We start from the raw sequence: 16,105 nt of genomic DNA on the forward strand, positions 1-16,105 counted from the left end.
CATGCGTGTACTCTACGACCATCAGGCTTTTTCGCTGCAGGATTTCGGGGGCGTGTCGCGCTACCATCACGAGCTGCTTTGCCACGCTACCTGGCAGTCGGAGCTGGCGGTAGTGCTCAGCAACAACCTCTACCTGCGCGACCGGAAATACTCCAACCACCGCACCTTTTTGCCCAACGTGCCCCTGCCGGCCCGCTGGCGGGTAATCAAGCACTTCAACCACCGGGCCTCGGTGCAGGCCCTGCGGCGGGGCGCTTTTGACGTCTTCCACCCTACCCTCACCGACGACCCCTACTTTCTCGACCTGCTGGATGAGCGGCCCCTGGTCATTACCCTGCACGACATGATTCCGGCCCTGTTCCCGCAGTACTACACCGACCGGGACGGGCAAACGCTGGAGCACATTGTGCGGCGGGCCAACCGCGTGATTACTGTATCGGAAAACACCCGGGCCGATGTGCTGCGCCTGCTGCCGGTGGCGCCGGAGCGGGTGTGCGTGGTGCATCACGGCTACGCCGACCGGGAATATACCACGGCGGGCCCGGCCCTACCGGTGCCGGAACGCTACGTGCTGTTTACCGGCAGCCGCGCCCTGTACAAGAACTTCGGCTGCCTGCTCGAAGCCCTGGCCTTGCTACCCCCGGCCGCCGCGGCCGGCCTGCATCTGGTGTGCGCCGGGGGCGGGCCCTTCACGGCGGCAGAGCAAGAGCTGCTGCACCTCACTGGGTGGGCCAAGCGCGCCCATCAGTTCGGGCCCGTCACGGATGCCCAGCTCAACCAGTTGTACCGCCACGCCCTGGCGTTCGTGTTCCCCTCCCAGTACGAGGGCTTTGGCTTGCCCGTGCTGGAAGCCTTCGGGCAGCAGTGCCCGGTGCTGCTAAGCCACGCTTCCTGCTTTCCGGAAATAGCCCAGGAGGCAGCCCTCTACCATCACCCGCACGAGCCCGCCGAGCTGGCTCAGCAACTGGAGCGCCTGCTGCTGGACGCCACCCTGCGCCAGGACCTGATTCGGATGGGGCAGCTGCGCCTGCTCGATTTCACTTGGCAGCAAACCGCCCGCCGCACCCGGGCCGTGTACGAAGCCGCCGGTCAAGACGCGAATCCGCACCTGACCCCGGTACCCGTCGTTCCACCCGTTCCCGTCCTTGAGCTATGAAAATCAGCTTGCGCTTTCGTCATGTGCTACCCGCGCTGGGGGTACTAGCCACCGACCGGGCCTTCAACGAGTTTCTGGTGAAGGACAACGAGGACCCGGTACTAGGCTTGTATAACTATGCTATAACAGGCTTTTCGCTGCTGCTCATCGTCGGGTATTTCCGCTACCTCAGCCCCGTGATGCGCAAGTGGCTGCTGGTGGTGCTGGCCGCCACCGCGGCCCTGGCCCTGGAGTCGTACAGTGGCTGGGGCACGCCCATGGTCTACCCCCACGTGTTTGCCAAGCTCATGGCCCTGCTGCCCATTTTTGGGCTCTACGCCTACTACCGCTGCTACCCGCTGCCCGCGCCCCTGCTCATGGTGCTGCTACTGGCTGGGTTGGTGATAAACCTGGCCTTCTACCATCCCGATGCCCTCAGCTTATCGGCCTTCCTGGACAACGAGCGGGGCTTCGATGTCACGTCGGCGTTTCTGCTACTGCTACCCGCGCTTTACTACTTTAATGAGTACCTGAGCCGGGGCGGTTTGCTGCGGCTGGGCGTATTTTTTGGGTTGCTGGCGCTGATTGTGTTTCTGCAGCACCGCACCGTGTGGCTAACTACGGCGCTGGCCCTGGTCCTCAACGGGGCGTTTGTGCTGGCGGGCCGGGTGGAGGGCGCCCGGCTGAGCATGAACCGCCTGCTACCCATGCTGCTGATGCCGCTGGTGCTGGGCCTGATTGGGGGCGCGGCCGTGGTGCTCGATAACCCCAAGGTGCTGCGCAAGCTGGAAAGCAGCGTGGAAGATATTGAGCACGCCGACAAGCAGGGCACGGGCAGCTGGCGCCTGCAGCAGATTGAAACCTACCAGCCCTTCGTGGAGGAGCACCCCGTGCTGGGCATGCGGCTGGAAGGCTTCGAGCTGCCCATGCAATTCTACGGCGACGGGGACCACCCCGTTTGGGCCGACCATACCGGCCACCACTTCCACAGCTTCTACCTCGACCGGCTGTTTTACTTTGGGGTTCTGGGCTTGCTGCTGGTGCTGGCCGTGCCCATCGGGCAGCTCTGGAAACGGGTGCGCCAGCAGGTGCCCTTCAGCCCCACCACGGCCACCTTCATCAGCTACGCCAGTAGCGCCCTGCTTTACGGCATTTCCTACGACTGGCCCCCCTACCTCTACGGCATTATTGGCCTCACGCTGGCGCTGGCCGTGCCCGTGCCGTTTGCCGCCTTTGCCTGGGGGGCCGGGGCTCCCGCTAGTCCGGCTACCCAGCCCGAGTTCGGCGCGGCGCCCGTGGTGCTTTCTCCTTCCGCCCTTCAAGCTCCCACCGCGCATGCTGTCCACTCCTGACCTCTCCGCTGCTGCTCCCGAGGGGGCCTCTCCACTGCAAGCGCCGGTGCTGCTGCTCCTCTTCAACCGCCCCGATACTACCCGGCGCGTGTTCGAGGCCGTGCGCCGGGCCCGCCCCACCCGCCTCTACGTGGCCGCCGACGGCCCCCGCCCTACCCACCCCGACGACGCCGCTAAATGTGCCGCCGCCCGCGCCGTGGTGCAGGACGTCGACTGGCCCTGCGAAGTGTTTACACTCTTCCGCACCAGCAACCTCAATTGCGGCGTAGGGCCTGCCAGTGCCCTTGACTGGTTTTTTCGCCGCGAAGAAGAGGGCATTATTCTCGAGGACGACTGCGTGCCCGCTCCTTCGTTCTTTCCGTTCTGCGAGGAGCTGCTGGCCCGCTACCGCCACGATACACGCGTGCTGCACATCGGGGGTAACAACTTCAGCCGGGAAGCCCGTGGCCCCCAGCCCGCCGGCGCCGACTCCTATTACTTCTCCACCCAGGTCAACAGTTGGGGCTGGGCCACCTGGCGGCGCGCCTGGCAGCTCTATGATTTTCACTTGAGCCAGTACCACCAGCTCGCGGCCCAGGGCAAGCTGCGCGGCCTGTACAGCTCCTGGCTGGAGAACCGCTACCGCCTTAGCAAAATCCGCAGCGTGGTGGGCCTGCCCCAGCCCCCCGACGTGTGGGACTACCAGTGGCACTTTGCCATTGTGGCCCACTCGGGCCTGTGCGTGGTGCCGGCCGTCAATCTGGTGGGCAACATCGGGTTCGGGGAGCAGGGCACTCACACGCTCGACGCCACCGACGAGTTTGCCAACGTACCCACCACCGACGTGACCTTTCCCCTGCGGCACCCGGCCTTCGTACTGGCTGACCGCCGCCGCGACCAGCAACGGTTCCGGGAGTTTCTGTGGGGGCGCGTGGAAGCCAAAGCCCGCCGCCTGCTGGCTCGGGCCTTGCCCAGGCCGGCAGCTCCCGCAGCGGCGCTGCCAGGCCCGCCACCACCCGCCACTCCCCTTGACCCGGCGCCCCTAGTGCCGGCATCGTCTTCTACCCCGCACACGCAACTGGTATGAACGTCCTGATTTCGGCCTACGCCTGCAACCCGGCCCACGGCGGCGAGGATAGCAACGGCTTTAACTGGGCCTGGCAAACGGCGCAGCGCGGCCACCAGGTATGGTGCCTCACCAACCCCGACGGCCGGGCGGGCATCGAGCCGTTCATGGCCGAGCATGGCCACGAGCTGGCCCCGGAGCAGCTGCGGTTTCTCTTTGTGGCCGTGCCAGCCTGGGTGCAGTTTCTGCACCGCTGGCAGTTTGGCGTGTACCTGCATTATATGGTGTGGCAGTACCTGGCCTGGCGGCAGGCCCGCCGCCTGAGCCAGCAGATAGAGTTCGACTACGTGCACCATGCTACTTACGGCAGCCTGCAAATGGGCTCCTGGATGTGGCGCCTGGGCAAGCCTCTGATATTTGGGCCAGTAGGGGGCGGACAGCGGGCCCCCACAGCGTTCCGCACCTTCATTCCCGACTGGTTTAAAACCGAGACTCTGCGCAACGCCATCGGTTGGCTGCTGATGACTTTTGACCCCAACGTGCGCCAAACCCTGCGCCATGCGGCCCTGGTGCTGGCGGCAAACTCCGAAACCGCCGCCCTCGCCCGCCGCCTCGGGGCCCACCGGGTAGAGCTGTTCCTGGACTCGGGCCTGCCGGAGTCATTTTTTCCAGAGGCTTTGCCCGCGCGGGAGCCCGGCCCCGTGCTGCGCCTGCTGTGGCTGGCCCGGCTGTACCCGCGCAAGGCTCTGCTGTTGGTGCTGGATGCCCTTTCCCAGGTAGACCCGCGCGTTAGGTTTCACCTGACTGTTATCGGCGATGGGCCTCTGGGGCCGCAGGTACCGGGCTGGATTGCTCAGTACGGCCTGACGGAGCGGGTAACCTGGCGCGGGGCCGTGCCGTGGCTAGAGGCCCGCGCGGCCTTTCTCAGCCACGACGTGCTGCTGTTCGGCAGCCTGCGCGACTCCTTTGCCTCGCAGTTTCTGGAGGCCATGGGCACAGGCTTGCCCATCATTACCCTCGACCACCAGGGCGCCCACGACTTTATTCCGGCAGCGGCAGCCATCAAAGTAGCCGTTACTACCCCCCAGGCCACAACCCGGGGGCTGGCCCGCGCCGTAGAGCACGTCTATGACCATCCGGCCGAGCGCCCCTCCATGAGCCAGGCCGGCTACGAGTTTGCCCGCACCCAAACCTGGGCGGCCCGCACCTACCGCCTCATGAAGCTCGCCAGCCACCTGGTGCCCCCGCGCCCAGCGTACCGCCCCGAGCCTCCTGCCCCCACGTCCCTGCGGTCGGCGGCCACTGCGGAAGTAGCCTAGGCCCCCACATGCCCCGGCACGGCAGCTTACACGCCTTCTGTTTTCTGCGCTACCTATTCTCCTCTCTCCTCTTGCTTATGCTCTACATCGTTATACCCGTTTTTAACCGCAAAGACTTTACGCGGGCCTGCCTGGACTCATTGCGCCAGCAAACTGTGCCGGAGTTCCGGGTGGTAGTGGTCGACGACGGCTCCACCGATGGCACCGGACTGATGCTGCGCACGGAGTTTCCGGAGGTGCTCATCGAGGAGGGCGACGGTAACCTGTTTTGGACGGCGGGCGTGAACCTGGGCATCCGGCGGGCGCTGGCCGAGGGAGCTACCCGCATCATGACGCTCAACAACGACGTAGTAGCCGCCCCCGACTTCCTGGCCCGGATGCTGGATTGGTCTGACGCCCACCCAACGGCCGTGCTGGGCGCTCTGGAACTGGACGTAACCACCGGGAAGCCCGTATACGGAGGCGAAACCTTGGACTGGCGCACCAACACCCGCCGCGACCTTCTGGAAACCCTCCCTGCCGAGCAGCGCCGCGGCCTGCACCCAGTTACTTATCTGCCGGGGCGGGGCCTACTGATTCCGCGGCTTGTGCTGGAAACGATTGGCCTTTTCGATGAGAAGCGCCTGCCCCACTACCTCGCCGACTTTGACTATACCAGTGTAGCCCGCCGCCACGGTTTCCCGGTATACTGCAACTACGATGCGCACCTAAGCACTTACCCTGAGGAGAGTGGCCAGGAAATAACCCGCCGCCAGCGTAGCCTGCGCGGGTACTACCAGCACTTGTTCGGCATCCGGGGCGGGGGCAACCTGCGCAACTTCACGTATTTCAGCCTCAAGAACTGTCCGCGGCCCTACCTGCCTTACTTTCTGCTCAATGGCTATGCCCGGCGGCTGGTAGGCTATTTTCTGCACTAGCCTGCCAGCGCGGTACGTTTGTCCTGCCCTGTTCGTCCCACCCTTTCCTTTCCCGCCTCATGGCAACTACCTCCATCCTGCGGTTGCTTTGGGCTGCGGGGCTCCTACTGCTGGTCAGCCAATGCAGCCTCGCCGGCCCGGATGCTACCCTTGTCATCACGCGCGGCGGCACCTACTCCGGCCGCTACACCAGCACTGCTTCCGGGCAGGCCTGCCTCCGCATTGCCACCACCGAGCCCGTAGTGCTGGACGGCTGTGAGCTGCGCGGCCCCGGCCGCCTGATTGACGCTACCGCCGGCGGCGCCCGCTTAACCGTGCGCAACTGCCGCGGCTACGGACTGCCCGCCACCCTGGATAACCAAGCTCGCGGCCGATTCCTAGAAGTGAATAGTGGCGTCAGCTTGCTGGTAGAACACAATTACCTGGAGCAAACGTCCGGGGTGCTCGTCTACCAGTGGAGCGGCGACGGCTCGCCGGCGCAAACGATTACGGTGCGCTTCAATCAGGCCAAAAACATTGATGGCCGCTACCGCAACGGGGGCGGGGCCCACGTGAGCTTTCTGCAACTGAACGAGGTGCACGGGGTAGGCCATATCGATATAGCCTGGAACCAGGTGATCAACGAGCCCAACAACAGCCTCGTAGAGGATAACATCAACCTGCACAACTCCTCCGGCACCCCGGCTAGCCCGCTGCGCGTGCACGACAACTATATTCAGGGGGCCTACCCCATCCCGGCCACAGCAGCTACGTTTACCGGCTCGGGCATCACCACCGATGGGGATGGCTCCTCGGCTCTAACAACTACTGCCTACGTGGAAGCTTACCAGAACCAGGTGGTAAGCACCTGCAACGCGGCCATGAATATTGCCGCCGGCCACCACAACACGTTCCACCACAACCGCATGATTACCAGCGGGCTGCTTCCTGACAGCTCCCGCCTGCGGGCTACGTACGCGGCCACGTCCATTTTCAACGCGTATGAAAAGCCGGCCACCGTATTTTTTGCTAACCGCGTGGCCGATAATACTATTGGCTTCGTGAAGTGGGGCTACAACGCGCCTTTCCCCGACCGGCACGATCTGAGCACGAATGCCTGCTCGCCTTGCACGGGTACGCACCACGTGCCCGGGCCGATTACCCTGCAGCTGGAGCGCCTGGAACTACCCTCTTGGCGGCGTCGGCTGCGCCAAACCGGGCAAGTGGTTGGGCCCCGTACCTTGCCTCAGCCGCGCAAAAAATAACAAGGGTAGTACACACCAGTATTGGGTAAACTATTGAATACCAGAACTAGGTATTTTTTAATGCCCGAATTTTATACAATCAGCTTGTCCGACGCCTACAAGCTGATTTTTCGCGTCTATCGGGCATTAAAAATAAAAATAGTACAATTAATATTTTTACAGACCGTGTTTGTCTTTTCAATCTGTTTTATACATTTGCATTGAACCAAAGGAATCAATATAGAACTTTTCAAAGTCTATTATTGAGCAGGTTACCCAAGAAGCAACCGTATACCCGTAGTTTCAGCTATGCGGATTGCACCTAACGGGGAACCGCAAGTTCAGCGGGCTACGGTAGCCCCTGGTGGCTGTAAATGGAACGTGCAGAGTGCTAAATAGAGTTGCCACAACAATTTACGCTTAGTTTGACCAGCAAGATGTCTGTACTGGTTGCTTCGAGGCACGGCCAGACCTGCACCAGGCGCCGGGTGCTTTTCTTGGACCAAGCCGGAACAGAGGTACTGCAGGCTGAATAAGTGGGCAAGGCACAAATAGCACAAATTTCATTCAGCCATCGGGAACAAATTGACTTACGGAGTAGAATTCTCACTCATTCCTACCTGGTTTCTTTCTTTGAAGGCTCACAGAATGCAAAAAGCCCTCGGACTACATTTTTCCCTGATGACTCAACGCAACCGCTCTGGCGCCCATTTCCTGCCGCTGTCGGCAGTAGTATTGCTCCTTAACCTGGCCCCGACGGCCAGCCACGCCCAGGGGCAGTATCCCACGAATATCACCTACTCGGCCCCCATTACTATTACGCAAGGGGGCACATACACCGGCAACTTCCGCAGCACAGACTCCAATGTGCCGTGCATCCGGATCCAGACCACGCAGCCGGTTACCATCAAGAACTGCGTGCTGGTGGGGGCCGGCGACCTGATTGACGCCAAAAATGGCGGCTCCACGCTGGTGATTACCAACAACAAAGGCTACGGCATTCAGCAGAGCGTGGATGGCCGCCGCCACGGCCGCTTTGTGGAAGTAAACTCAGGCCGCTCGGTGCGTATCGAAAACAACTACTTTGAGCATACCACGGGCATTACGGCCTACCAGTGGAGCGGCGACGGCTCGGCTTCCCAAACCCTGACGGTGCGCTTCAACCAAGCTAAAAACATTGACGGGCGCTACCGCAACGGCGGGGGCCAGTACGTGCAGTTCTGTGGCCTGAACCAGGTGCGCAACGTAGGCAACATCGAAATAGCCTGGAATCAGGTGATCAATGAGCCCAACAACAGCTTGGTAGAAGATAACATCAACTTCTATAACTCGGGTGGTACCCAGCAGAGCCCGGCCCGCGTACACAACAACTACGTGCAGGGCGCCTACCCCTACCCCGCCAACAGCGGCACCTTCACGGGAACGGGCATGACCACGGATGGGGATGGCTCCTCGCCCTCAACCACTACGGCTTTCGTTAACGCCTACGAAAACCAGTTCATCTCGACCTGCAACGCGGCCATGAACATTGCCGCCGGCCACGACATCAAGTACTACAACAACCGGATGGTGACCAGCGGGTTACTGCCCGATGGCTCCCGCCTGAACGCCACCTACGCGGCTACCTCCATCTTCAACGCCTACCAGCAGCCGGGCAGCGTGTTCTTTGGCAATGCCAGCACGAACAACACCATCGGCTTTATCAAGTGGGGCTACAACGTTCCCTTCCAGGACCGCCACGATCTAAGCTCCGGGGCGTGCTCTAACTGCACCGGCACCACGCACTTACCCAACCCCATCACGCTCCAGACCGAGCAGAACGAGCGGACTCTCTGGCAGCAAAAGCTTCAGCAGAATGGCATTACCCTGGGCGCCGACGGCACGAACACGGCCCCTGCTCCGGCACCTGCTCCGGCCCCAACCGTGTCGGCGCCGGTAGCTACTACGCCGGCTCCAACTCCCGCCAATGCCACCTTTGTTCGGGCTATTAACGTGAACGGCCCGGCCACCACTATTGATGGGCGTAGCTGGGAAGCCAGCAACGGCGCCAGTGGCGTGCAGATCAACGGCAGTGGGTTTGCCAACCAGAACATATCCCTCTCGCCGGCTACGGATGCAGCCCGGGCCAGCATGATCCGCTCCTCCGTGCACAGCAACTCCCTGCATGCCAGCATGAGTGTCAGCAATGGTACCTACCTGGTGTATGCCTATGTGTGGGAAGACAACAATGCGGAAACGTACAGCATCCGTCTGGAAGGCCAAGTTGTCCTGAGCAACTACAACAGCGGTACGGCCGGCCACTGGGACCGACTGGGTCCGTTCACGGTTAACGTAACGGACGGCACCCTTTCGCTGGCAACCTCCGGGGGTACTATCAACCTGTCGGGCGTAGAAATTTGGCGTCAAAACACGACCACTGCGCCGGCCAACCAAGCCCCCACGGTTAGCCTGGCCGCTGGCAGCAGCACCGTTCCTGTAAACACAGCCCTGGCCCTGACGGCTACTGCTGCCGACGCCGATGGCTCGGTAACGAAGGTAGAGTTCTACAACGGCTCGACCAAGCTGGGTGAAGACAGCTCAGCCCCTTATCAGCTGAGCTGGACGCCTACTGCCACCGGTACCCTCTCCCTGACGGCCCACGCCACCGATAACGCTGGGGCTACGACCACTTCGGCTGCCGTTAACGTCAGCGTGACTGCCGCTACGGCTTCCACGTCCACGGCAAACTCGGTGTTCTACCGTGCCATTAACCTCAACGGCGCTGCTACCTCTCTGGACGGCAATGCTTGGGAAGGCAACTCGGCCCCGAATTACTCTACCAATGGCTCCCGCTTCGCTAACCAGGGCGTTACGCTGAATCCGGCCACTACCACGGCCCGGGCCCAGATGATTCGCTCCTCGGTGTACTCGCGCAACCTGAGCTTTACGATGAGCAACGTGCCCAACGGCTCGTACGAGGTATACGCTTATATCTGGGAAGACAACCACGCCCAAACGATTAACATCAGCCTCAACGGACAATCCGTGCTCAGCAACCACAACACCGGCTCGGCTGGGTCCTGGAGCAAGGTTGGCCCCTTCGCCGTAACCGTAACCAACGGCACCATTCAGCTAACTAGCTCGGGCGGCGACCTAAACCTTTCGGGGGTGGAAGTATGGCGTAAAACCACTACAACGGCCTTCCAGCCCGTGCCTTCTACCTCGCTGGCCCCCATGGCTACCCAGCTGAACCCGGTTGCCAGCTCGGCCCCCATGGAAACGGGAGCAATGCCGGCACTGCTTGTAGCCCTAGCGGCTGATTCGCGCCGGCGCGTAAGCTAGCCCCGTAGGTAGCTGTTCGCCTTAGCTTCTGGCCACGTTAAAAAAGCCTGATTCCTTTAAAAGGAGTCAGGCTTTTTTTTGTGGGTTAAATCGGCCTCTACAAGGCGGCAGGGCCGAATTGACGCGCAGTATTTTAACTTATTCAATATATAGAATAAATTTTTCTACAAAATAGGTTGTTTATCAAGTTCAAAATACAATAATTTGTCGTTAAAGTTATACAGCAAAGTATTCTACTGTGCTGCTTTCTCACTTCCTTCTCTTCCTCTATGAAGCGCGCACTTATTACGGGCATCACGGGCCAGGACGGCTCTTACTTAGCAGAATTGCTCCTGAGCAAGGGATACGAGGTGCACGGCATCAAGCGCCGTTCCTCCATGTTCAATACCGAGCGGATTGACCACCTCTACCAAGACCCTCACGAGAAGAATGTGCGCTTTAAGCTGCACTACGGCGACCTGAGCGACTCGACCAACCTGATTCGGATTGTGCAGGAGGTACAGCCCGACGAGATATACAACCTGGGGGCCATGTCGCACGTGAAGGTGTCGTTTGACACGCCTGAGTACACGGCCGACGTGGACGGGGTGGGTACGCTGCGGCTGCTGGAGGCAGTGCGCATTCTGGGCCTGATGCACAAAACACGCATCTACCAGGCCAGCACCTCGGAGCTGTACGGGCTGGTGCAGGAAGTACCCCAGCGCGAAACCACCCCCTTCTACCCCCGTTCGCCCTACGCCGTAGCCAAGCTGTACGGTTTCTGGATTACAGTGAATTATCGGGAAGCCTATGGTATGTACGCCTGCAACGGCATTCTTTTCAACCACGAAAGCCCGCAGCGGGGCGAAACCTTTGTGACCCGCAAGATTACCCGCGCCGCCGCCCGTATTGCCCTGGGCCTGCAGGACAAGCTGTACCTGGGTAACCTCGACGCCAAGCGCGACTGGGGCCACGCCAAAGACTACGTGGAAGCCATGTGGCGCATGCTGCAGCAGGAACAGCCCCGCGACTACGTGGTGGCCACCGGCGTAACCACCACCGTGCGCGAGTTTGTGCGCCTAGCCTTTGCCGAGCTGGGCATTGAGGTAGGTTTCAGCGGCGACGGCGCCAACGAAACAGCATTTGTGGTAGCCTGCCACCATCCTGATTTTCAGCTCCCCCTGGGCCAGGAAGTAGTAGCCGTAGACCCGGCTTACTTCCGCCCCACGGAGGTTGAGTTACTCATTGGCGACCCCACGCGGGCTAAAACTGAGCTGGGCTGGGAGCCGCAGTATGATTTACCGGCTCTGGTGCAAGACATGGTGCAGGCCGACCTGCGCCTGTTCCGCCGCGATGCGGTGCTCCTGGAAGCCGGCCACCAGATTATGTACCACGATGAATAGCTTTTAGGATAAAACGGCGCCATAAGGAGGGGCGGAGGCTACGCAGCTACAGGGCAACTGGCTCCTGCTTACCTCCGCGCCCTATCCCCTCTACCCCCTCCTTCCTCCCTTCCCTCTTACCCTACCTCAGCCTCTCTCCCCGATGGAATTAAACGCTAAAATATACGTGGCCGGCCACCGTGGCATGGTGGGCGCAGCCCTGGTGCGCCGCCTGCAGCGCGCTGGCTACCACCATATCGTTACCCGTACTTCTCAGGAGCTGGACCTGCGCGACCAAGCCGCCGTGGAAGATTTCTTTGCCCTCGAAAATCCTGAGTACGTGCTGCTGGCCGCGGCCAAAGTGGGTGGCATTCAGGCCAACAATACCTACCGCGCCGACTTCCTCTACGACAACCTGATGATTCAGAGCAACGTGCTGCGGGAAAGCCAGCGGTGCGGAGTGCGCAAGCTGCTGTTCCTGGGTTCCTCCTGCATTTATCCGCGCCTGGCCCAGCAACCTATCAAAGAGGAATACCTGCTCTCGGGGGCCCTGGAGCCCACCAACGAGCCCTACGCCATTGCCAAAATTGCCGGCCTTAAGCTCTGCGAGGCCTACCGGGCCCAGCACGGCTGTAACTTCATTACGGCTATGCCCACCAACCTCTACGGCCCCGGCGACAACTACGACAGCCACAACTCCCACGTGCTGCCGGCCCTGCTGCGCAAGTTCTCGGAGGCGGTAACCCTGGGCCTGCCCCGGGTGCCGGTGTGGGGCACGGGCACCCCGCGCCGCGAGTTCCTGCACGTGGATGACCTGGCCGACGCCTGCCTCCACCTGCTGCTCCACTACGACGGGGCCGAGCCCGTCAACATCGGGACCGGCCGCGACATCAGCATTCAGGAACTGGCCGACCTGGTGGCCGAGCTCACGGGCTACGCCGGCGAAATCCTGTTTGACTTTTCCAAGCCCGATGGCACGCCCCGCAAGCTCCTGGATGTAAGCAAGCTCCATGCGCTGGGCTGGCACCACACCATTGGCCTGCGCGAAGGCATTACGGCTGTGCTGCAATCGGCCGACTGGCAGCGCGCTACTGCCCGGCCCCAATTCGCCTAATCTTCTCCTTCCTCTCCCCTCACTTGTTCTATTTTTTATGCACGATGTTGTACTGCGGGCCCGGCGCAAAGCAGGGCGGCTATTACGCGAGTGGATACCCCAGAACCTGCACTACCGCCCGGTGGGCGTGCACCCCAGCAGCCGCGAGCTGGCGGCCCGCCCCGGCGGCGGCGTGGCGTACTTCGGGGTGGTACCGGCCTACACCTCCCAGTTGCACGTGCCCGATGACTTCTACGACAAGGCTTCCGTGTACGAGGGCCTGCACGACAAGCCCCACCGCCAGGAGAAAGTACCGGCTGCGTTTGTGGTAGAGCTGATTGACGGCCGCGTGTACGCCGACAACTTTAACAGCGTGGCCGTTATTGCCGCCGACAACCGCCTGGTCGGGGACGTGTCGTTTCAGTACGACGGGGCCCGGTGGGACCTCACGCCCCCGGAGAGCAACAACATCTTCCGCCAGCGCTACTTTGTGGCTCCCCGGGAGCTGCCCGGCACCGTCTGCAACCTGCTTTCCGGCGGGGGCGCGGCCAGCGGCAACTACTACCACTGGCTGATTGACTCGCTGCCCCGCTTGCACCTGGTGCGCGAAGCTGGTTTGCTCGACGCGGTAGACTACTTTTTGGTCTATGATAAATCGAAGCGGTTTGTGCAGGGCACCATGGCGGCGCTGGGCATTGGGCCGGAGCGGCTGGTAGATGTCACGGAGAACCCGCACGTGCGGGCCCGCTGCCTGCTGGCTACCCCCGGCGTGCGCGGCAACCTAACCCACACGCCCGTCTGGGCCTGCGACTTTCTGCGCAGTATTCTGCTGCCGCCGCCCGCAGTGAACCGCACCTTTAGCCCCTACATCTACATCAGCCGCCGCGATGCGCCGGGCCGACACATCCTCAACGAGGACGCCCTGGAGGCCATGCTGCGCGAATACGGCTTCGAGACGCACACGCTCACCCCCTACTCCCAGGATGAGAAAACGGCCTTGTTTGCCCAGGCAAAAGTTATTGTCTCCTCAGTAGGCGCCGGCCTGGCCAACATCGTCGTCAGCCCGCGGGGCGCTCAGCTCATTGAGCTGTTCCCGTCCAGCTTTGTAGTAGCCGATTACCTGGAGTTTACCTCCCGCCTTGGTATGGACCACCAGTACCTCGTGTGCGAAACGCCCAACCCCAGCCAGACCCGCACCGGCGCCCAGCGCGACCACCTCATCGTGGACCTGGAGGCCCTGCGCCCCCTAGTAGAAACGGCCTTGCAGCGCCAACCGGAGCCGGCTAGCGTGTAGTCGGGCGTCTCTTTTCCTTCCAACTGCCTTGCTTATGCCTTCCGTCCTGCTTTCGTTGGTATCGTGGAACAGTGCTGACTCCATTGAAGCCTGCCTACACTCCGTGCTGGCACAGTCGTGGGCCGATTTTGAGCTGTGGGTGGTTGACAACAACTCCCAGGACGACACATGCGCCCGGGTGGAGGCCCTGGCCGCCACCGATGCGCGCGTACGCCTCCACCGCCTGACGGAGAATACCGGCTTCTGCGGAGGCCACAACTACGCCCTCGACCGCACCGAAACCGACCTGGTGCTGCTGGTCAACCCCGATGTGGAGATGGAGCCCGACTACCTGGCCTGCGCCGTGGCCGCCATCCGGCGCGACCCCCGCATTGGTACCGTGTGCGGCCTGCTGCTGCAGAACCGCGACGCGGATCCGCGCATTGATAGTGCCGGCATGGTGGCCCTGCCCGATGGCCGCTTCAGCCTGCGCCTGCACGGACAGCCGCTGAGCACGGCCGGTATTCTGGAGCCCACTTACGTCGACGGAGCCGATGGGGCCCTTCCCCTGTTCCGCCGGCGCTTTATTGACGATTTGCGGGTGCAGGGCGAGTTCTTCGACTCCCGCTTTTTCGCGCATAAGGAGGATTGGGACATTGCCTGGCGGGGGCGTCTCTACGGGTGGCACACGCTATTTGAGCCCGCCTGCCGGGCCTTGCACCCCCGCCAGTTCCTGCCTTCCAACCTGCGGCTACGGCGGCGGCTGAACGGGGCCATCAAGGCCGATGCTGTGAAAAACCAGTGGCTGCTGCTGCTCAAAAACACTCCGCCTAAGCAGGTTCCGGGCCTGCTGCTGCGCGCCTTGCCCCGGCAGGTGGGCATTGTAGCCTATGCCGTGCTGGCCGAGCGCAAGTCGTTACGGGCCGTGCGGTATCTGTGGCAGCACTGGCGGGAGGTGTTGGTATCTCGCCAGCTAGTGCAGCAACGGGCCCGGCGCGGCTGGCTGCCCGCTCCGGTTGCGTCGGCCCTGTCTCCCCCCCTGCTTAGCATTTGCGTGCCTACCTACCACCGGCCCACCTTACTGGCCCGCGCCCTGCGCTCCATCGGGCCGCTACCCGCTGAGGTAGAAGTTATCATCTCCGATAACTCAACCCACGACGCCGAGGCCGGGGAGCAAACCACGCAACAGGTGCTCGGAAAGCAGCCACCCCAACGCTGGCACTACCACCGCAACCCTCCCGGCGGCAATGCTGCCACCAACTGGCGGGCTTGTGTAGAGCGAGCCCGGGGGCAGTACGTGCTCATGCTGCACGACGACGACTACCTGCTGCCCGGTGGACTGGAAACTATGCTCGAGACCTTGCGGCAGTTGCACGGGCAGCAGCATGCCATATTATTTGGAGTAAGCGTAGTGGATGCGGATGGGCAGGAGCTGCGGCGCCAGGTGCCAGCCCGGGCCGGCTTTTTGGCACCCGAAGCGGCCATAGAGGCGCTGCTGACCAATTCCTCTCTGATTCGTATTCCGGGCCTGGTAGTAAGCCGAAAGGCCTACCAGCATACCGGCGGCCCCGATCCAAGCCAGCAAGACACCGACGATACCGACCTGTGGCTCCGCGTATTCGCCTACGGCGGGCTTTACCAAGTGCCCAGCCTTACTGCCGCGTATTCCGTGCACGATGGGGCCCTGACCACCGGGGTTTTTCACGAGCAGAATATTCAGCTGCTTCAGCGAATCTTCCAGAAAGCCCGGGCCCAGCAGCTGCTGCCCGAACCTCGTCTGCGCCGGGCCGAAGCCAGGTTTTTCCACCAGTTTGTGCTGGCGGGCGCTTACCGGGCCTTGCAGCACCACGATGCTGCCTCGGCGCGCCGCACCCTGAAACTACTGGAATTGCCTACCCTGCGCCATTTGCCGGTACCGGCGCGTTGGCTCCCCATCCGGCTAGGGCTGAGCACGTTGGCTCGCCTGAACTTCACGCCGCCGCTGCCCACCAATACCAGTTGGGCAGTACCCAGCACCTAGACCGCCGCAGCTATACCAACCACTAACAGGGTAGCGCCGCCACGTT

The 16,105-nt window shown here is 62.1% G+C and carries 11 protein-coding genes; all 11 read left to right on the forward strand.

Going from position 1 to position 16,105, the window contains the following annotated elements:
- The first annotated feature begins 1 nt into the window (after window position 1).
- The gene (locus tag K3G63_RS08240; RefSeq protein WP_220613564.1) at window positions 2–1,156 is read left to right on the forward strand and encodes a glycosyltransferase family 1 protein; all 1,155 of its coding nucleotides are present in this window, start codon (window positions 2–4) and stop codon (window positions 1,154–1,156) included.
- Window positions 1,153–2,487: an O-antigen ligase family protein gene (locus K3G63_RS08245; protein ID WP_220613565.1), complete on the forward strand. Its 1,335-nt coding sequence runs from the start codon at window positions 1,153–1,155 to the stop codon at window positions 2,485–2,487. Before K3G63_RS08240 ends, K3G63_RS08245 begins: the two co-directional genes overlap by 4 nt.
- Window positions 2,471–3,553 (forward strand): nucleotide-diphospho-sugar transferase, encoded by a 1,083-nt coding sequence (locus K3G63_RS08250; RefSeq protein ID WP_220613566.1) that lies wholly within the window; start codon window positions 2,471–2,473, stop codon window positions 3,551–3,553. Before K3G63_RS08245 ends, K3G63_RS08250 begins: the two co-directional genes overlap by 17 nt.
- Entirely contained in the window at window positions 3,550–4,851 is a 1,302-nt protein-coding gene (locus tag K3G63_RS08255) for a glycosyltransferase family 4 protein (RefSeq protein WP_220613567.1), read from the forward strand. The genes K3G63_RS08250 and K3G63_RS08255 overlap by 4 nt, the downstream gene beginning before the upstream one ends.
- A 77-nt stretch (window positions 4,852–4,928) precedes the next feature.
- Complete coding sequence (locus K3G63_RS08260) at window positions 4,929–5,768, forward strand: glycosyltransferase family 2 protein (RefSeq protein ID WP_220613568.1); 840 nt, start codon at window positions 4,929–4,931, stop codon at window positions 5,766–5,768.
- 59 nt (window positions 5,769–5,827) lie between these two features.
- Entirely contained in the window at window positions 5,828–7,012 is a 1,185-nt protein-coding gene (locus K3G63_RS08265) for a hypothetical protein (RefSeq protein ID WP_220613569.1), read from the forward strand.
- A gap of 660 nt (window positions 7,013–7,672) precedes the next feature.
- On the forward strand, window positions 7,673–10,312 hold the full coding sequence (locus K3G63_RS08270; RefSeq protein WP_220613570.1) for an Ig-like domain-containing protein: 2,640 nt from the start codon (window positions 7,673–7,675) through the stop codon (window positions 10,310–10,312).
- Between the two features lie 269 nt (window positions 10,313–10,581).
- Window positions 10,582–11,694: a GDP-mannose 4,6-dehydratase gene (gene gmd / locus K3G63_RS08275; protein WP_220613571.1), complete on the forward strand. Its 1,113-nt coding sequence runs from the start codon at window positions 10,582–10,584 to the stop codon at window positions 11,692–11,694.
- A gap of 142 nt (window positions 11,695–11,836) precedes the next feature.
- On the forward strand, window positions 11,837–12,787 hold the full coding sequence (locus K3G63_RS08280; RefSeq protein ID WP_220613572.1) for a GDP-L-fucose synthase: 951 nt from the start codon (window positions 11,837–11,839) through the stop codon (window positions 12,785–12,787).
- A 37-nt stretch (window positions 12,788–12,824) separates the two neighbouring features.
- Complete coding sequence (locus K3G63_RS08285; protein ID WP_220613573.1) at window positions 12,825–14,060, forward strand: DUF563 domain-containing protein; 1,236 nt, start codon at window positions 12,825–12,827, stop codon at window positions 14,058–14,060.
- Window positions 14,061–14,094: 34 nt separating this feature from the next.
- A complete protein-coding gene (locus K3G63_RS08290) occupies window positions 14,095–16,059 on the forward strand; it encodes a glycosyltransferase family 2 protein (protein ID WP_220613574.1) in 1,965 nt (654 codons plus the stop codon).
- Window positions 16,060–16,105 lie beyond the last annotated feature (46 nt).

Origin of the sequence: Hymenobacter sp. HSC-4F20 (genome assembly GCF_019599275.1) — a bacterium.
Lineage (GTDB): Bacteria > Bacteroidota > Bacteroidia > Cytophagales > Hymenobacteraceae > Hymenobacter.